Origin of the sequence: Micromonospora sp. NPDC048986 (assembly GCF_040649335.1) — a bacterium.
Lineage (GTDB): Bacteria > Actinomycetota > Actinomycetes > Mycobacteriales > Micromonosporaceae > Micromonospora > Micromonospora alfalfae.
The window spans coordinates 13,905-32,140 of record NZ_JBEZFJ010000015.1; the positions used below are offsets into that span (position 1 = coordinate 13,905).

Annotated in this window: 13 protein-coding genes; 5 read left to right on the forward strand and 8 right to left on the reverse strand. The window is 70.4% G+C overall.

The window, feature by feature from the left end:
* The first annotated feature begins 13 nt into the window (after nucleotides 1-13).
* Complete coding sequence (locus AB0B94_RS26555; RefSeq protein WP_357285991.1) at nucleotides 14-1,567, forward strand: NAD(P)/FAD-dependent oxidoreductase; 1,554 nt, start codon at nucleotides 14-16, stop codon at nucleotides 1,565-1,567.
* A 33-nt stretch (nucleotides 1,568-1,600) separates the two neighbouring features.
* Here the strand turns inward: AB0B94_RS26555 and AB0B94_RS26560 are convergent, their stop codons facing one another.
* A complete protein-coding gene (locus tag AB0B94_RS26560; protein WP_357285994.1) occupies nucleotides 1,601-2,419 on the reverse strand; it encodes a hypothetical protein in 819 nt (272 codons plus the stop codon).
* A gap of 102 nt (nucleotides 2,420-2,521) precedes the next feature.
* Nucleotides 2,522-3,247 carry a TetR/AcrR family transcriptional regulator gene (locus tag AB0B94_RS26565; protein ID WP_357285997.1) on the reverse strand — a complete coding sequence of 242 codons (726 nt, stop codon included), beginning with the start codon at nucleotides 3,245-3,247 and terminating at the stop codon, nucleotides 2,522-2,524.
* Between the two features lie 22 nt (nucleotides 3,248-3,269).
* Here AB0B94_RS26565 and AB0B94_RS26570 point away from each other — a divergent pair, with 22 nt between their 5' ends.
* Both AB0B94_RS26570 and AB0B94_RS26575 read left to right on the forward strand, forming a co-directional pair.
* Complete coding sequence (locus AB0B94_RS26570) at nucleotides 3,270-4,397, forward strand: NAD(P)/FAD-dependent oxidoreductase (RefSeq protein WP_357286000.1); 1,128 nt, start codon at nucleotides 3,270-3,272, stop codon at nucleotides 4,395-4,397.
* 234 nt (nucleotides 4,398-4,631) lie between these two features.
* Nucleotides 4,632-8,096 (forward strand): ThuA domain-containing protein, encoded by a 3,465-nt coding sequence (locus AB0B94_RS26575; RefSeq protein WP_357286004.1) that lies wholly within the window; start codon nucleotides 4,632-4,634, stop codon nucleotides 8,094-8,096.
* 125 nt (nucleotides 8,097-8,221) lie between these two features.
* Here the strand turns inward: AB0B94_RS26575 and AB0B94_RS26580 are convergent, their stop codons facing one another.
* The gene (locus AB0B94_RS26580) at nucleotides 8,222-8,689 is read right to left on the reverse strand and encodes a nuclear transport factor 2 family protein (protein WP_357286007.1); all 468 of its coding nucleotides are present in this window, start codon (nucleotides 8,687-8,689) and stop codon (nucleotides 8,222-8,224) included.
* A gap of 195 nt (nucleotides 8,690-8,884) precedes the next feature.
* On the opposite strand from AB0B94_RS26580, the gene AB0B94_RS26585 reads away from it, so the two are divergent.
* On the forward strand, nucleotides 8,885-9,529 hold the full coding sequence (locus AB0B94_RS26585; RefSeq protein ID WP_357286012.1) for an alpha/beta hydrolase: 645 nt from the start codon (nucleotides 8,885-8,887) through the stop codon (nucleotides 9,527-9,529).
* Nucleotides 9,530-9,611: 82 nt separating this feature from the next.
* Nucleotides 9,612-10,136 carry an orotate phosphoribosyltransferase gene (pyrE, locus tag AB0B94_RS26590; RefSeq protein ID WP_357286015.1) on the forward strand — a complete coding sequence of 175 codons (525 nt, stop codon included), beginning with the start codon at nucleotides 9,612-9,614 and terminating at the stop codon, nucleotides 10,134-10,136.
* A gap of 369 nt (nucleotides 10,137-10,505) precedes the next feature.
* Here the strand turns inward: pyrE and AB0B94_RS26595 are convergent, their stop codons facing one another.
* The 5 genes from AB0B94_RS26595 to AB0B94_RS26615 form a co-directional block, all read right to left on the reverse strand.
* On the reverse strand, nucleotides 10,506-13,571 hold the full coding sequence (locus AB0B94_RS26595) for a S8 family serine peptidase (RefSeq protein ID WP_357286019.1): 3,066 nt from the start codon (nucleotides 13,569-13,571) through the stop codon (nucleotides 10,506-10,508).
* A 362-nt stretch (nucleotides 13,572-13,933) separates the two neighbouring features.
* Entirely contained in the window at nucleotides 13,934-15,115 is a 1,182-nt protein-coding gene (locus AB0B94_RS26600) for a hypothetical protein (protein ID WP_357286022.1), read from the reverse strand.
* Complete coding sequence (locus AB0B94_RS26605) at nucleotides 15,108-15,911, reverse strand: sugar phosphate isomerase/epimerase family protein (RefSeq protein WP_357286025.1); 804 nt, start codon at nucleotides 15,909-15,911, stop codon at nucleotides 15,108-15,110. The genes AB0B94_RS26600 and AB0B94_RS26605 overlap by 8 nt, the downstream gene beginning before the upstream one ends.
* On the reverse strand, nucleotides 15,908-17,059 hold the full coding sequence (locus AB0B94_RS26610; protein ID WP_357286027.1) for a dihydrodipicolinate synthase family protein: 1,152 nt from the start codon (nucleotides 17,057-17,059) through the stop codon (nucleotides 15,908-15,910). Before AB0B94_RS26610 ends, AB0B94_RS26605 begins: the two co-directional genes overlap by 4 nt.
* A complete protein-coding gene (locus tag AB0B94_RS26615; protein WP_357286032.1) occupies nucleotides 17,056-18,207 on the reverse strand; it encodes a Gfo/Idh/MocA family oxidoreductase in 1,152 nt (383 codons plus the stop codon). The genes AB0B94_RS26610 and AB0B94_RS26615 overlap by 4 nt, the downstream gene beginning before the upstream one ends.
* Between the last annotated feature and the right edge of the window lie 29 nt (nucleotides 18,208-18,236).

Sequence of the window (18,236 nt, forward strand, 5' to 3'; positions counted from 1 at the left end):
GGAGCGCGTCAGCATGAGCGAGCAGAACGGCACTGTGGTCATCGGTGCGGGGCCGGCCGGGCTCACCGCGGCGTACGAGCTGCTCCGGCACGGCCGGTCGGTGCAGGTGTTCGAGGCCGACGAGGTGGTCGGCGGGATCAGTCGGACAGTGGAGCGCGACGGGTGGCGGTTCGACATCGGCGGGCACCGGTTCTTCACCAAGGTGCCCCGGGTGGAGGCGTTCTGGCACGAGATCCTGCCGGACGAGGATTTCCTGACCCGGCCCCGGATGAGCCGCATCTTCTACCGGGGCGCCCTGTTCAACTACCCGCTCAGCGCCGTGAACGCGCTGCGCAACCTGGGTCTGCCGGAGGCCGTCCGCTGCCTCGGCTCGTACGCCCGCGCCCGGCTGCGCCCGCCACGGGACCAGTCACACTTCGAGGGCTGGGTGTCGGCCCGGTTCGGTTGGCGGCTGTACTCGATCTTCTTCAAGACCTACACCGAGAAGGTCTGGGGTATGCCGGCGGACCGGTTGCAGGCCGACTGGGCGGCGCAGCGGATCAAGAACCTGTCGCTGGCCACGGCGATCCGCAACGCGCTGCTGCCCCGACGTCGACGTACCGACGTGACCAGCCTGATCGAGGAGTTCCAGTACCCGAAGTACGGGCCCGGGATGATGTGGGAGCGCTGCGCCGAGCAGGTCCGCGAGCGGGGCGGGCAACTGTCGACAGGCAGTTGGGTCACCGCCGTGCACCGCGACCCGGCTCGTCGACGGGCGATCAGCGTGACTGTCAACGGCGCGGGCGGGCAGCGTACCGAGGCCGCCGACCACGTGATCTCGTCCATGCCGATCTCGGAGCTGGTGACCGCGCTCCACCCGCCGGCGCCGCCGGAGGTGCTGGCCTGCGCGGCCGACCTGCGCTACCGCGACTTCCTGACGGTCGCCCTGGTCGTGCCGGCGGAGTTCTCGTTCCCTGACAACTGGATCTACGTGCACGACCCGGGGGTACGGGTGGGCCGGATCCAGAACTTCGGCTCCTGGTCGCCGTACCTCGTCAAGGACGGCCGCACCTGCCTGGGCCTGGAGTACTTCGTGTTCGAGGACGACGAGATGTGGCGTACCCCGGATGCCGACCTCGTGGCCCTCGCCACAGCGGAGCTGGAGCGGTTGGGGTTGGTTCGACAGGGCGTGGTGGAGGCCGGCTACGTCGTCCGCATGCCCAAGGCCTACCCGGTGTACGACGAGCGCTACCAGCACAACGTGGACGTGATCCGGGCCTGGCTGACCGAGGCGGTGCCGAACGTCCATCCGGTGGGCCGCAACGGCATGCACCGCTACAACAACCAGGACCACTCGATGCTGACCGCGATGCTCACGGCCGAGAACATCGCCACCGGGAGTACCCACGACGTCTGGTCGGTCAACGTGGAGCAGGACTACCACGAGGAATCGTCGCGCCCCGACGGCCGACGGGGCACCGGCCGGGACGCGCCGGTGCTGCCCAGCCGGATCGTCGCGGCGCCGATCACCCTGCCGGAGGGGTCGGACGACCGAGCCCCTGTAGCGACTCCCCCGTCTCACGCGTGAAGCCGAGCACGCTCTCGCGGCACGGGCGGGTGCTCAACGCCGCCGGAGCGTGCAGTACGCCACTGTGGCGTCGTCCGGGCTGTGCGCACCCGCGCCACCGGTGGTCCGCGCCTCGGCCTGCCGGACGCGGGCGATGACGCCGGCCGGCCCGCTGGCCCGAAGCAGGTCCAGCACGCCCGGCCAGTCGGTCCGACCGTACGGGCTGACGATGCGGCTGGCGCCGTTGCTGAGCAACGCGACACCGTTCAGGTCGGCGAGGGACCTGCTGCCGGTCACCGCCTTCCGCGCCGCGCGCGGGTCGTCCTTGGCGATCCAGTAGCCGCCCGGCTGGTTGCGGCGGGCACGCAGCGCGGTGGCGCAGGAGGCGCGCACCCGGTCGTACTCCGGCGTTTCCTGGGCAATGCCGGCCAGCGGCGCCGAGCATTCCCGCCGGGCAGCCACCTCGCGCTCATCGGTGATCACCAGCGGGTCGCCGCCGACCTGGTCGATAACGAGAAAGGAGTCCGCAAGAAGGAGCCAGTCCAGGCGGCCGTCAAGGGCGCGGACCATCGCGACGGTGGCCTGCGGGCTGCTGGGGTCCGCTATGTCGCAGGTGTCGCCGTGCTCGGCGGCGATGTCGCCGATGGCGGTGGCGAGGATCGCGGCGAGCTCTCGCCCGTCGCCGCGCGACAACTGGCCGAGCAGCGCGCCACCGAGGCGGTGCGTGTACCAGGCGACGCCGTGGGAGCAGAGCGATTCGGCTCCCGGAATGCCGGCACCGTCGAGCAGGACGACAGCGCCGGGAACCGCCCCGACGAAGTCCTCGTTCGACCGGTCGGCGATGCCGGCGCTCGTCGCCAGGCTGACGTCCACTCGTGGGCTCCTGTCCGGACTCGCGTCATCGTCTGTGTGGGTACCGGTATATCGCTCAACGAGACACCTCCGGCCGGCGAGCCGCTGGCCGCAGCGCACGGTTCACCCCGAGCGCCGGCGGGTGATGCCGTCCAGGATGGTGGTCAGGTTGTGGTTGAAGGTCTCCTCGGCGTTGAGGTGGGCGCCGTCGATGACGAGTCGGGCCACTGTGGGGTATCTGCCGGTCTTCAACATGCGCGTGAGGTAGGGGCCGAGGCTGGCCTGGAAGGCAGCTTCATCGGTGCCGGTGGCACGTGCGGTGCGTCGTTCGGTGACCTCTCTGCGGACCGATCCGACGATGACGGCGTTGAGGGCGCCCACGGCTCGTTGGAGATCGTCGATGGCACGCACGCCGGGTGCCGCACTGAGCGCCGCCGCGGTCGCCTCGCCCACGGCGAGCGCGTGTGGTCCCAGGTGTGGCCGTCCGCCGAGCAGGTCGGAGAACCATTCATGGTCAAGGGCGGCAGCGCGGGTCGCGTGGGCGATGGCCAGCACCGTGTCGCGCCATCCGGAGCGCTGGCCCACCTCGGCGATCCGGGCATAGACGACGTCGACCATGAGATCGAGTAGCTCCGACTTGTTGATCACGTAGTCGTAGAGCCGCATCGGACCGACACCGAGCTCTTTGGCGATCTTGCGCAATGACAGCCCGTCGAGGCCGTGCGCGTCGGCGAGCCGGATCGCCGTGGCGGCGATCTTCTCGCGGCTCAACGGCACTGGCACCGCCCGCGGCTGAGGTTCGGGCCGCTCCCACACGGGCAGCGGCCCGCTAGCGTACGGTGTATCCACTAATACAGTGTACGGTAGCGCTGTGAGTACGCGAATTGCGATCGCCGGTGGTGGACTCGGCGGGTTGACGCTGGCTCGGATCCTGCACCGGCGCGGCATCGACGCCGTGGTGTACGACCGGGAGGCAAGCCGATCCGCGCGACCCCAGGGCGGCACCCTCGACCTCCACCCGGAGTCCGGACAACTGGCCCTGACCGAGGCGGGTCTCGCCGACCGGTTCCGGTCGAAGGCGCGCCCCGAGGGCGAGGAACATCGCATCCTCGACCCGACCGGACGCACCCTGATACACCACGTGCCGCAACCCGGCCAATTCTCCGGGCGTCCCGAGATCGACCGGGGCGCACTGCGTGATCTTCTGCTCGACTCCCTCCCCGGCGACACGGTTGCCTGGCGGCACCGGCTCGTCGCGGCGACCCCCCGACCCACCGAAGGCTGGGAACTGACGTTCCACGACGGTCAACGAGCCAGCTGCGACATCCTCATCGGTGCCGACGGCGCGCGCTCAGTCGTCCGGTCACTGCTGGCCGACGTCGCACTGTCCTACGTGGCCACACTCGTGCAGCTGAGCGTCGCAGACGTCGACCGGCGGCATCCCGATCTCGCCGAGCTGGTCGGCCCCGGAAACCTGTGGTGTGTCGGCGTGAACCAGATCCTGGCAGCGCAACGTCTCGGCGACGGCAGCCTCCAGGTCGGGATCTCGCTGCGCGCGGAGGGCCAGCCCCTTGATACCTACCGCACTAAGCAGGCCCTGCTGGACCTGTTCGCCGGCTGGAACCCCCGCCTCACCGCACTCATCGAGGCGGCCGAGGACGCGCCGACGCCACGCCTGATCGAGGCGATGCCCATCGGCACGCGCTGGACCAGCCGGCCGGACGTCACCCTCGTCGGCGACGCCGCGCACCTCATGCCACCGGTCGGCGAGGGTGCCAACCAGGCCATGCTCGACGCCGCAGAGCTGGCCGGCCAACTCGCCGCCGACCCCGCCGACCCGAATTCGGCGATTCGGTCGTACGAAGAGTCGATGTTCAGCAGGATTCACCCGATCGCGGAAATGTCCGCACGGGTCCAGGCGATGATGCTCTCCCCGACGGCGGCGGAAGACATTGTTCGTTTCTTCACCAGGCCGGCGGAACCGGCACGCGCAGACTGACATCTGGCCCCTGTCGAAGCGGCTGACGACAGTTGTTCCATGACGACGGATGTAAGGCCACTCCCGCGTAAGCCGTACCCATGGGCCTGTGGGGCCCACCGACGCGCGGACACCACCGGGGCGGGAAACCGCTTACCTGAACTCTATTGACGGTCATCGTTGGCTGTCAGTACCGTGATGCGGGCAGCGAGAAAGCGCTTTCCGACCCCTCACCGTCCGACAGGGAGCGCCCCCATGCCCCGACACCTCCGTGCGTTCTGCCTGATCCTGCTCGCCGTCGCCACAGTGGTGAGCACCACCACCGCCCTGCCCGCCGAGGCCGCCCCACGCTTCCGGGTGCTGGTCTTCTCCAAGATCACCAACTTCTACCACGACTCGATCCCGGCCGGCATCGCCGCGATCCAGCAGCTCGGCGCCGCCCACAACTTCGAGGTAGTCGCCACCACCGACGCGACGGCCTTCACCGACGCCAACCTCGCCACCTTCGACGCTCTGGTCTTCAACAACACCAACAGCCTCCCGACCTCGGGCGACCTGCTCAACACCAGCCAGCGGGCCGCGTTGCAGACGTTCATCCGCAACGGCGGCGGCTGGGCCGGTCTGCACGCCGCCTCGGCCAGCGAACGCGACTGGCAGTGGTACGAGGGCCTGGTCGGCACGATCTTCGACTACCACCCCGACTTCTCGTCCACCGGCGGCACCTTCCCCGGCCGGGTCAAGGTGCTCGACCGGGCTCACCCCTCGACGCGCAACCTGCCGGAGCTCTGGGAGCAGAGCGAGGAGTGGTACAACTGGCGGACCAACCCGACCGGCAACGTGCACACCCTCGCCCAGATCAAGGTGCGCGACGGGATCAACGGCCTGGACGAGGGCGTCGACCACGCGTACTCCTGGTGTCAGCGTTACGACGGCGGGCGGTCCTGGTTCACCGCCGGCGGGCACGCCAGCTCCCAGTTCAGCAGCCCGACGTTCCTGGAGCATCTGCGCTACGGCATCGAGTGGGCGGCCGGCGCGGTCGCCGGTGACTGCTCGGCCACCAGGACCAGCAACTTCGAACGGGTGGGGCTGGTCACCGAGAACCTGGCCGACCCCTTCGAGCTGGCCGTCGGCCCGGACCGGAAGGTCTACTACATCCAACGCACCGGTGCGCTGAAGGTGGTCAACTCCGACACCCTCCAGGTCACCACACTGCTGGACTTCGCGTACACCTCGGCGATGACCGACCAGTCCGACGGTCTGCTCGGGATGACCCTGGACCGCAACTTCGCCAGCAACGGCTGGATCTACCTGCTCTGGTCGGACAAGACTCTCAAACAGCTCAACCTGTCCCGGTTCACCGTCGCCAACAACAGCGTCGCGCTCTCCTCGGAGAAACGCCTGCTGACCATCCCCACCTACCGGGGTGAGGGTCGGGCCAACTCGCACATGGGCGGGTCGCTGGCCATGGACGCCACCGGACGGCTCTACGCGGCTATCGGTGACAACACCGACCCGTTCGCCTCCAGCGGCTACACCCCTGTCGACGAACGCGCCGGCCGCGCCGCCTGGGACGCCCAGGGCACCGCCGGCAACACCAACGACCTGCGCGGCAAGATCCTGCGGATCACCCCACAATCCGACGGTACGTACACAGTGCCCAGCGGCAACCTCTTCCCGGCCGGCACCGCGAGGACCCGGCCGGAGATCTACGCGATGGGCATGCGCAACCCGTTCCGGATCACCATCGAACCGCAGACCAACGCGGTGCTGGTGGCCGACTACGGTCCGGACGCCCGCGCCGCCGACCCCAACCGTGGTCCGGAGGGGACTGTGGAGTTCAACCGGATCACCGGTGCCGGCAACTTCGGATGGCCGTACTGCGTGGGCAACAACATCCCGTTCAACGACTACAACTTCGCCACCAACACCGCGGGGGCGAAGTTCAACTGCGCGGCACCGGTGAACAACTCACCCAACAACACCGGCCTGACCACCCTGCCGGCGGCGAAGTCCGCGCTGGTCTGGTACGCGTACTCGGCCTCCACCCAGTTCCCCGAGCTGGGCACCGGCGGTGGCGGGCCGATGAGCGGCCCGGTCTACGACTACGACCCGGCCAACACCCGCACCACGAAGTTCCCCGAGTACTTCGAGGGCAAGTGGATCACCTACGAGCTGACCCGCAGGTGGTTCAAGACACTCTCGATCCACAAGACGGCGCAGACCTTCAGCAACGCGCGCTTCGGCCCGACCGCAGTGGGTGACCTTCAGTCGATCAACGGGATCTTCGACAACATGAGCTGGATCCAGCCCTTCGAGGCGGAGTTCGGCCCGGACGGTTCGCTCTACGTCATCGACTTCGGCGAGGGCACCGGCAGCGGTCGCGGCGGCAGCAACGCCGGCGCGGGCATCTACCGGATCGACTACGTCGCCAACGGGCGGCCACCGACCGCGAAGATCGCCGCCACCCCGGACAGCGGACGTACGCCGCTGGCTGTCACGTTCTCCTCGGCCGGGTCGTCCGCCGGTGACGGGTCGGCGCTCAGTTACGCCTGGGACTTCACCAACGACGGCAGCACCGACTCCACCGCCGCCAACCCGAGCTTCACCTACTCGACGGCCGGGAAGCACACCGCCCGGCTGACCGTGCGCAACAGCGGCAACGGGTTGACCGCCACCGCCGTCACCGACGTGGTGGTCGGCAACACCCGACCGACGGTGACCATCAGCGTGCCCGACGGCGGGTTCTTCGACTTCGGTGACAAGATCCCGTACACGGTGACGGTCACCGACCCGGAGGAGACCAGCATCGACTGCGCAAAGGTGACAGTGCAGACGCAGCTGGGCCACGACTCGCACGCCCACCCGCTGGACGTCTACACCGGCTGCTCGGGGCTGCTCGCCACCGAGGCGGACGCCGATGACGGCCACGGGCCGGGGCAGAACCTCTACACGCTGATCACCGCCCAGTACACCGACGGTGGCGCGGCCGGCGGCGTACCGGCGCTGACCGGCTCGACCCGCGTGCAGTTGCAGCCCAAGAGCAAGGAGGCCGAGCACTTCAGCGCCCAGTCCGGCGTCACTGTCAACGAGCGGGCCACCGCCCGCGCCGGCAAGCGGCTCGGCGAGGTCGACCACAACGACTGGGTGGCGTTCGGGCCGGCGGACCTGCGCAACGTCGGCTCGGTGACGCTCGGGGTGACCAACGGCGGGCTCGGCGGCACCATCGAACTGCGCACCGGCTCGCCCACCGGCACGCTGATCGGCACTGCCACCATCGGCTCCACCGGCGGATGGGACAACCTGGTCTCGCCCACCGTCACGCTGTCCAACAAGCCCACCGGCACGACCACCCTGTACGCGAAGTTCGTCAACGCCGCCCAGGTCAATGGCACCCCGGACCTGCTCGCGCTGGACTGGCTGCGGTTCAACGGCGCCGGGGTCAAACAGGAGCCGGGCGGGACGCTCTCCCTGGCCGCCAACCCGACCGGCGGCACCGCACCGCTGACCACCACGCTCACCGCCACGGCGGCGGCGCCGTCCGGGCAGAGCATCACCGACTACGCGTGGGACTTCGGCGACAACAGCGCCATCACACACGGGCCGACACTGCGGTCGACCACCCATGCCTATGCCCGCAAGGGGACCTTCACCGCCCGGGTGACTGTCACCTACACCAGCGGGGAGACCCGCTCGCTCAACCTGACCATCACGGTCAGCTGACCCCGGTCGTCGGCGGGCGGGAGCGTCCCGCCCGCCGGCGCTCGCGGCGAACGGCCGGAACTCCGCCGCGGCACGCACCAACGCCCTCGCCGCGGCGGATGCGTGCGCATGGTCTCGGGCACGAATCAGGGTCGGGCTGCGCCATCGATGGAGGTGCTTCCTTGCGGACGCAGTGCGGTCAGGAGGCTGTCGAGTTGACCCCAGGCCCGCGCGCTGGCGATGGGGTCGATGTAATCTCTGGACTCGATGATGAGCCCATTGCGGATACGCATCACGAAGACGCAGGGCACCGTGAATGCCTCACCTGTCTCGGCTACCCGCCCCTGATAGGCGAACTCGGCGACAATCACCTCGGGGTCCGCAGTCTCGTGAATTATCACGTCAATTGGCTTACGGATCAGCGTCCGGGCGACCGGAGGCGGCGCGGTGAAGTGCTCGTGCAGGTCGTTGCGGCTATGCAGCGGCGGCGGGTTGAGCGGGTGGAACGGATGCGTGACATGGGTCTGTTCGGCGTACAGGTCGGCCAGCTCCTCGTACGGACCGTCGCAAACACCGGTCACCAGTCGGAGGAAAGTTTCGCGTGGGCTGCTCATGCCGGGCTTCCTTCGCAATCGGTAGATGTCACCTGAGCCACGCCGAGGACTACCTTCGGGGTGGCCGGTGCCCCATCGACGGCACCCTACTGACCTCAGCTCGATTCGACTGACCTGAAGCGCTCTCGTCGTCCGTATCCAGTGCATCGTCATCGACGCAGGCGGGTGTCGTACCCGTATGTGAGGCTTCGCGGTATGGCGACTTTCGTTCTGATCCACGGCGGTGGGGGCAGCGCCTGGGACTGGCATCTCCTTGTCCCCGAGCTGACCGACCGCGGCCACGACGTTGTGGTACCGGAGCTGCCGATCGAGGACAGCTCCGCGGGGTTCGCCGAGTTCTGCCGGACGGTCGTCGACGCGATCGGCGACCGGAGCGACCTCGTGGTCGTCGGGCACTCGTACGGCGCGTTCACCGCGCCGCTGATTGCCGACAAGCTGCCGGTGCGGCGGATCGTCCTGCTCACACCGATGATCCCCATGCCCGGTGAGCGACCCGGTGACTGGTGGGCGAACACCGGTTACCGCAGCGCCGAAGGGCTCAGTGAGGAGCAGCAGTTCTACAACGGTGTCCCGGCCGAGATTGTCGCGGCGGCAGCGGCGCACAACCGGGAGCAGGTCAGCGCGGAGGGCGACGAGCCGTGGCCCCTGGACGCCTGGCCGAACGTGCCGACGACGGTGCTCCTCGCCCGCGAGGACCAGTTCTTCCCGGCGGACTTTCAGCGGCAGGTTGCCGCCGACCGGCTCGGCGTCGTCCCGGACGAGATCGACGGCGGCCACACGGTTGCGCTCAGCCACCCGAAGCAACTCGCCGACCGCCTCACCGCGTACCCGCTGTCCTGAGGGCGGGACCACGGCCGTCACGATCCGCACCTCCGGCTACGGGCACGATTCGTTGATCCGGGCGAGATGCGAGGCTGAGCAGATGACCTACCCGCTCGCGCGCCGCGTCTACGACACCTGCCACCTCACCGGACGATTCCATCTACGGTCCGGGCAGGTCAGCGAGGAGTACTTTGACAAGTACCTGTTCGAAGGGCAGCCGGATCTGTTGCGCGAGGTCGCCGAGGCGATGGTGGCCATGCTGCCGGAGTGCGACGTGCTGGCGGGAATGGAGATGGGCGGCATCCCACTCGCCACGGTGATGTCACAGCTGACGGGGCTGCCCACAGTCTTCGTGCGGAAGCACGCCAAGGAGTACGGCACCAACAAGGCCGCCGAGGGCGGTCCGGTGAACGGGCGGCGTGTCGTGCTGATCGAGGACGTCGTAACCACGGGAGGCGCGCTACTGGCATCGTGCGCGCAGCTACGGTCCATCGGGGCCCAGGTGGAGACAGTGGTCTGCGCCATCGACCGCGAGCAGGGGGGTCGTGAGAACCTGGCCGCTGACGCGCTACAACTCCGTGCCGCCCTCACCCGCAGCGACCTCGAAGCTTCCTTGATCACTTGACAGCTTCGACGCCGCTCGACCAGCGGCATGAGAACTGCTCTCGTGACGTCGTCGCTATGAGACGGTCGGTTGATGTTACGTGGACGACTACTGACCGAGAGCCTGCGCGTTGGCGTCGACGTACGCGTACCTTCACTACGCCGTGGAATACGGCCGGACGGTCGGCGTACCCGGTCATCAACTCGACTGGGGCGAATAGGAGCGTTATCCAAGGCGGGCCAGAAGGTATCAGGCTGGGCGACGTGAGCGGGCACGGCGATAGAGCTTGGCTCGTCCGCGGCCGTGCCGGCCGGCCGGCGTCACCACCCGACCGGTGGTGCCGGGTGTGGGGCGGTGCACATCGGTGCCGCCCCACACCCGGCTGAACGGTTACTGCCAGGAACTCTGTTGGGTGTAGACGAGGTTGCCGGGAACCACAGTGCCGTTGGTGCGGTATTCGGTGTACGCCCAGAAGTCACCCTCTGCCAGCGGCTTGTTCGGCTTCAGCGTGAAGTTGAAGCCCTGACCGCGCTCCGAGGTGGAGGGCAGCGTGAGGGTGGCACCCGAATACGTGGCGTTGCGGCCGATGATGGCGTGGCCCAGCTCGAAGTCGACGACGGGACCACCGGGGTACTGTGCGAACACGTATGCGGTGTAGCGCCCCGGCTCGGGCAGGAACTTGTACGCCTGCTCGGCGCTGGTCCAATACCTGTCACTGCTGTAGACGAGGGTGTCGCCCTTGTACAGGTACAGGTCGAGGTTCGTGTTCGGATCAGCGGTGTTGGCCTCGACGACAATGCCGGCGGTGTTCGCCGGCACCGTGAAGTCGACCTTCTTCACTCCCGTGGCGCTCGGGTCGAACACGCCCCCGTAGACGCCGGCCGGCATCGAGTACGACGTGCGCCGCATCGGGGTGTAACCGGTGCTGCGACCGGCGAGCGGGCCGGTGAAGCCCGGCTGGACCATGCCGAAGGCGCCGTTGCTCATCCGGGCGAACTCCTCCCCGTCGTCCGCGTACGGCCGGGCCGAGATGCCCCACGGGCGGGCGGCGACCGGGATCCGGGCGCTGTGCGCCTTACCCTGCCAGGTGATCGACCCGGTCACGTACCGGTCCCAGGGCGCGCTGCCCCGACGCAGCGTGATGGTGACCGTCGCGGACTTCCCGGGCGCCAGGGTCACCGATGCCGGCGACACGGTGACCTTCATGCCGGGCAGGCCGGACACCGACGAACGGTAGGTCTCGCGCGCCTTGCCCACATTGGTCAGGGTGCGGGTGATGGTCACCGGCCGGGTCCCGTCGTACTCGCGCAACGAGATGGCCGGCAGGTTGAGTGCCTTGCCGTCGGGTTCGGTCGTCTGGCCGAACTCGATCAGCTCGGCGGCCGTGGGCTCGATGACCAGTCCCGGGTCGCTGGCCCGGGGCAGATTGATGAAGCCGCTGCCCTGCTCCAGGGGGCTGCTGGTGCCGACGGTGTCGGTGGCTGTGGTGCGCAGCGCGGAGGCGACCGCGCCGGGTGACCAGTCCGGGTGTGCGGCGCGCAGGACCGCCGCCGCCCCGGCCACGTACGGCGAGGCCATCGAGGTGCCGGAGTACGCGTCGTACTGTCGCCCGAAGTTGCCCACCGGTGAGACCGCGGCGATGATGTTCGACCCGGGCGCGACCAGGTCCGGCTTGAAGACGCCGAGGGTCACCTTGTCCGGGCCGGTGGAGGAGAAGTCCGCCACGCTCGGTATGCCCGGGACGCTGGAGCCGTCACCACCGGTGCGCAACGAGACGGTGGCGTCGGTGGGGTGGCGCATCAGGTAGTTGAACAGCGTGCCGGCCTGCTTCTCGGTCGGCAGGTAGACCACCGGGAAGTTGAAGATGGAGTTGATCCGGTAGTTGCCGACCGGGTCGAACACCATCATCGCCGCCCCGCCCTTGGCCTTGATCTCCGCGGCGGAGCCGAACATGTCGGACAGCGCGCAGGCGACCACCTTGCCCTTGATCTTGGCGGGGTCGAGGCTGCCGGGCTCGCAGTAGACAGCGCCCAGATCCGGCGAACCGGCCTGTTCACCGAAGACCAGCGGCAGTGCGCCACCGCCGGGCAGGGCGTCCAGCGAGCCGCCGACCAGCTTCGTGCCGTCGCCCAGCTTGGCGGTGGCCTCGTCGAGCTTGGTCACCGCCGCGCCGACAGTGGTCACCCAGGGCGCCGCGTTGCTGATGGCTCCACTCACGATGCCGGTGTTGCCGGCCGACGCCGCCACGAACACCCCGGACAGGGTGGCGTTGAGGAAGGCGATGCCGATGGGGGTGTTGGCCTCCCAGTCGCCGAGCTGCGAGCCGATCGAGAAGTTCAGCACCTGCACGCCGTCGGCGACGGCCGCGTCGATGCCGGCGATGATGTCGGCGTCGTAGCCCATGCCACCCCAGAGCACCTTGTAGACGGCGATCTGAGCGTCCGGTGCCACCCCGGAGACAGGACCGAAGCGACGACCGTCGATGGTGACGTTCGGGATCGGCAGACCGGCCGCCGTGGAGGCGGTGTGGGTGCCGTGCCCGGATGCGTCACGGGGGGACAGGAACTCACCCTCGGGCACCGAACCGCCGCCGGCGAGCCACGAGTCGGCGAAGTACCGGGCACCGACGATCTTGCCGTTGCAGTGCTCGGCCACGAAGGCCACACCGGTCTGGCAGGTGCCGTGCCAGTTCGCGGGAGCGGGCATCTTCTTGGCGAACGACGCGCTCTCCGGCCAGATGCCGGTGTCCAGGACGCCGATCACCATGCCCGCGCCCGTGCCGGGGCCGGGCTTGGCCGGCCGGCCGGAGCGGTCCGTGGGCGCCGACTGGTCCGCGTCACCGGGGGTGGCGGGCGTCGGGTTGGCGGCGGTCGCCTCGGTAGCGGTGGGCGGCGCCGAGGGGGTGCCGAGGGCCCGCGAGGCGGTGACGGCGCGAACGCGCTTGTCCGCCCGCAACGCGCCCACCTGCTGGGCGGTCAGCTTCGCCGAGAACCCGTTGAAGGCGGTGGTGTAGACGGCGTTGACAGTGACCCCGGCCGCGGCGGCGACGGCGCCCCGCTGCGTGTCGAGGTGCCGGCGGTACGCCCGCGACGGCGTCGACGTCACGTCCAGCCGGTTACCCGCCGCCGGGCGGGTCCGGGCCAGACCGGACACCCCACCGGTGTACGTGGTCAACGGGTCTTCGGCCAGTTCGACGACGTACATGCCGGAGCCGGTCTCGTCGACGGCTGCCTTCGGCGTGCCCGCACGGTTGCCGCCGGGTCGACGGTCGGCCCCGTCGGTCAGGGTGACCTTCCGGTCCGACCCGGCGGTGAAGTAGCCGGCGCCGTTGCCCGACGACCCCGTGGGTGCCGCCGACGCCGTTCCCGCGACACCGGTGGTACCGGTGATCAGGGCGACGACAAGCGTAGGTATCGCCAGTCCCCGCAGCCTGTTTCCGCTCGTGCCTGTAGCCACGAGACTCCTTTCGGTTGCTCCCTTGTGGAGCTTTTGATCGATCGCGACCCGCCCATGGGAGCGCTCCCCCACCTAAGCCGCCGATGGTTAATCGATGGTTTGCACGGTGTTACGGATCGCCGGTGCGTATAAGATCACGTTCTGCCGGCCGCGCCTAGATCACTTTTTCCAGACGGTGCCAGAGCAGGGCGTACACCCCGGCCAAGGCCAGCCCGGGCAGCGGCGCGACGCCGACCCCGCCGAGGTGGGATCGAGCGACACCCATGCCCTGTCACCTGACGGCCGCCCAGGCGTGGTGAGGGTGGCCTCGAACCGAACCGCCGCCCATGCGGGCGGGGCATCGCCGCCGGGGGCGTCGCGGGCTACCAGCGCGTTGAACGCCGCCGTGTCGGAGGCCGAAACCGCCAGAGCACGGTGAGCGCTCCGGCGACGGCCAGCCCGAGCAGCGGGGCGACACCCACCCCGGCCAGCGTGCAGGCGACCGCGAGCAGCGCCGGCGGCATCCAGCACCAGGCGGGCACGGTACGCGGGACACGACCGCGCCGACGGGCCGCCGCTTCCACCGCCATCGGCACCACCAGCACCGGCAACGCGGCGGCCAGCAGAGTCAGCCAGGGCAGCACCAGACGGTCGAACCGCGCCACCGCCAGCATCCCGCCGAGCACCGCGACGAGCAGCATCGCCGCCCGCGCCGGCAGGCGGGCAGCCAGGCCGCGCAACGCCAGGGCACCGGAGTACGTGGTGGTCAGCGCCGCCGCGAAGACCGCCACCGCGACGAACAGGTTCGCGTACCCGGCCAGCCCCGTGCCGGTGGCGAGCAGCGCGACCACGTCGGCCGAGCCGGTCCGCAGCCACAGGCCGGCCCCGGCGAGCACCCCGAGTAGCGCCGGCCCGGTCAGCAGCCCCACGCACCAGGCCAGGTCCCGCCTTCGGGAAAGGCCCACGCTGAAGTCGGGTGCGCGCAGCGCGAACACGGCCGCGTACCCGATCAGCGCGGCGGCGTCGGCGAGCCCGCCGCCGGCGAGGCGGACCGGCGCGCTGGGTGGTGGAAGCACCGTCAGGCACCAGCCGACCAGCACCACCGCGCTGAGCGTGGTGACCACAGCGACCCGGTTGCCGAGCCGGGCCGGCCCCCAGGAGACGGCGAGCACGGCCACCTCCAGCAGCGCCGGCCCGGTCCAGCCCGGCAGGTGGGTCAGCGCGGCCAGCGAGGCCCCGCCAAGCCCGACGTTGAACCCGTTCCAACCGACCATCGACACGGCCAGCACCGCCGCCAGCAGCAACCGCGAGGTGTCCCCCAGGTACGCCGGCAGCACCGCCGTCAACGTCCCGCCGTCGCCGAGCGGTCGGCGCAGCCCGATCCGGCCCTGCCCCCAGAGCAGGGCCGCCATCAGCGCCCCGCCGACCAGCAGCCCGGCCACCGGCACCGCGCCGCCGTGTCGGGCGGCCATCGCCGCGCCGAGCACCAGTGTGGCGGGTGCGGTGCCGATGCCCAGCCAGGCGCCGACCGCCGCCGGCCACCGCCGTTCCGGGCTGTCAGGCAACGTGGCGCAGGTAGCCGGCGATCGCCGCGTCGAGCACCTCCGCGCCCGGACGCGCCCACACCTCGGCGGAGAAGACCTCCACCTCGATCGGGCCGACGTAGCCGGCGGCGTCCACCGCCTCGCGCAGCCGACGCAGCTCGATGCAGCCGTCACCGGGCAACGCCCGGCCGAGCAGCACCCCCTCCGGCAGCGGGGTCACCCAGTCGCAGACCTGGAACGCGGCGATCCGGGCGGCGGCCCGCGCGATCTGCGCGTACACCGTGTCGTCCCACCAGACGTGGTACGCGTCGACCACCACGCCGACCACCGCCGGGTCGAACCGCTCGGCGATGTCCAGCGCCTGGCCCAGGGTGGCGATCACACACCGGTCGGCGGCGAACATCGGGTGCAGCGGCTCGATGGCCAGCCGTACCCCGGCGGCCTCGGCGTGCGGGGCAAGCTCGCCGATCGCGTCGGCGACGTGACGCCGCGCGCCGTCGATGTCCCGACTGCCGGCCGGCAGCCCACCGGAGACCAGCACCAGCTCCGGGGCGCCGAGGGCGGCCGCCTCCTCGATGGCCAGCAGGTTCTCCGCGCGCCAGTCGTCGGCGGAGAAGAACCCGCCCCGGCACAGCGACGTGACGGCGAGGCCGGCGTCGCGGACCAGCTTCGCCGAGCGGGCCAACCCGTACTCGGCCACCGGCTCCCGCCACAGGCCGATGCCCGGTACGCCGGCCGCCACGCACCCGGCCACCACGTCGGGCAGCGGCCAGCGTTGGGCGGTCGCCTGGTTGAACGAGAACCGCGCGAGGCTCACTGCTCCACCCCCGCCACCGTGAAGAAGGCTCGGGCGCGGGCGGCGGCCAGGTCGGCGTCGGGCAGCAGCCCTGCCGCGTCGGCCAGGGTGAGCAGAGTGGCCAGGTGTGCCGGGGAGCGGCCGGACTGCGCGCCACCGACCATCGTGAAATGGTCCTGGTGCCCGGCCAACCAGGCCAGGAACACGATCCCCGTCTTGTAGTGCCAGGTCGGCGCCGCGAACAGGTGCCGGGCCAGCGGCACGGTGGGCCCGAAGATGTCGTCGTACGCCGTCAGGTCCCCCCGGTCCAGGGCGGCCAGCGCCGCGGCGGCGGCCGGCGCGATGGCCGCGAACACCCCGAGCAGCGCGTCGGAGTGACCCACCTCGTCGCCCCGGATCAGCTCCGGGTAGTGGAAGTCGTCACCGGTGTAGAGGCGTACCCCGGCCGGCAGGCGACGGCGCAGGGCGACCTCCCGGTCGGCGTCCAACAGCGACACCTTGATGCCGTCCACAGCCGACTGGTGTGCCTTGATCAGCTCGATCACCGTGTCCGCGGCCAGGTCCAGGTCGGCAGCACCCCAGTAGCCGGTCAACGCCGGGTCGAACATCGGACCCAACCAGTGCAGCACCACCGGTTCGTCGGCAGCGCTCAGCAGCTCGTCGTACACCCGCAGGTAGTCCTCCGGGCCACGCGCGGCGGCGGCCAGGTGCCGGCTGCACATCAGCACCGGCCGGGCTCCGGCAGCGCGCACGTCGTCGAGCTGCTCGGCGTACGCGGCGGTGACCGCCGCCACTGTGGCCGGGCCGACCGGCAGTTGGTCGGTGCCGACCCCGGCGACGATCCGCCCGCCGACCGCGCGGGCCTCGGCGGCGCTGCGCCGGATCAGCTCCCGGGTGGCCGGATAGTCCAGCCCCATCCCCCGCTGGGCGGTGTCCATCGCCTCGGCGACCCCCAGCCCGTACGACCAGAGATGCCGCCGGAAGGCGAGGGTGGTGTCCCAGTCCACCGCTGCCGGTGCGCCCGGCACGTTCTCGGCGCCCGGATCGGCGACCACGTGCGCGGCGGCGTACGCGATCCGGCTGGTCGCCGGGGCGGCCGGGTGGGCGAAGCCGCCACCCCCGGCGAGCCGGTGCCGCCGTCCACCGGGCAGCACCACCTCGGCGGTCATGAGCGCAGCTCCGGCACCTCGACGCGACCACCCTCGCGGGCGGAGCGCAGCCCCAGCTCGGCGAGCTGCACGCCGCGCGCGCCGGCCAGGAAGTCCCACCGGAACGGCTCACCGGCCACGACGTGCCGCAGGTACGCCTCCCACTGCACCTTGAAGCCGTTGTCGAACTCCTCGTTGTCGGGCACCTCGGCCCACTGGGCGCGGAAGTCCTCGGTGGCCGGCAGGTCCGGGTTCCACACCGGCTTCGGGGTGACCGCCCGGTGCTGCACCCGGCAGTTGCGCAGGCCGGCGATCGCGCTGCCCTCCGTGCCGTCGACCTGGAACTCCACCAGCTCGTCGCGGTACACCCGCACCGCCCAGGAGGAGTTGATCTGCGCGATCACGCCGCCGTCGAGTTCGAAGGTGGCGTACGCGGCGTCGTCGGCAGTGGCGGCATACGGGCGACCCGCCTCGTCGACCCGTTCGGGCACGTGGGTGGCGGTCACACAGGAGACGGCCGTGACGGTGCCGAACAGCTCCTCCAGCACGTAGTGCCAGTGCGGGAACATGTCGACGACGATGCCGCCGCCGTCCTCGGTCCGGTAGTTCCACGACGGCCGCTGAGCGGGCTGCCAGTCGCCCTCGAAGACCCAGTACCCGAACTCGCCGCGCACCGAGAGGATCCGGCCGAAGAAGCCGCCGTCGATGAGCCGCTTGAGCTTGCGCAGACCGGGCAGGAAGAGCTTGTCCTGCACGACACCGGTGCGGACGCCGGCCGCGTCCGCCGCCCGGGCCAGGTCGAGGGCCGCCGCGGTGTCCTCGGCGAGCGGCTTCTCCGTGTAGATGTGCTTGCCGGCCTCGATGGCCTGCCGGATCGCCTTCTCCCGTTGCTGGGTGACCTGCGCGTCGAAGTAGATCTCGATGTCGTCGCGGGCCAGCGCCGAGGTCAGGTCGGTGGTCCAGTCGGTCAGCCCGTGCCGCTCGGCGAGCTCCCGTAGCTTCGTCTCGTTGCGCCCGACCAGGACCGGTTCCGGCCAGATGGTGGTGCCGTCGGCCAACGCCACACCACCGGATTCGCGGATGGCCAGCAGCGACCGGACGAGGTGCTGCCGGTAGCCCATCCGTCCGGTCACGCCGTTGACGATGATGCCGATCGACCTGCGGGTCATGGTGTTCCTTCCGTCGTGCTGGTGGTGCC

Coding starts and splice junctions, on each gene's coding strand:
- AB0B94_RS26615 (WP_357286032.1), bottom strand. CDS start 18,207: ATGACCCGCAGGTCGATCGGCATCATCGTCAACGGCGTGACCGGACGG.
- AB0B94_RS26580 (WP_357286007.1), bottom strand. CDS start 8,689: ATGAGCAGCCCACGCGAAACTTTCCTCCGACTGGTGACCGGTGTTTGC.
- AB0B94_RS26610 (WP_357286027.1), bottom strand. CDS start 17,059: ATGACCGCCGAGGTGGTGCTGCCCGGTGGACGGCGGCACCGGCTCGCC.
- AB0B94_RS26585 (WP_357286012.1), top strand. CDS start 8,885: ATGGCGACTTTCGTTCTGATCCACGGCGGTGGGGGCAGCGCCTGGGAC.
- AB0B94_RS26575 (WP_357286004.1), top strand. CDS start 4,632: ATGCCCCGACACCTCCGTGCGTTCTGCCTGATCCTGCTCGCCGTCGCC.
- AB0B94_RS26555 (WP_357285991.1), top strand. CDS start 14: ATGAGCGAGCAGAACGGCACTGTGGTCATCGGTGCGGGGCCGGCCGGG.
- pyrE (WP_357286015.1), top strand. CDS start 9,612: ATGACCTACCCGCTCGCGCGCCGCGTCTACGACACCTGCCACCTCACC.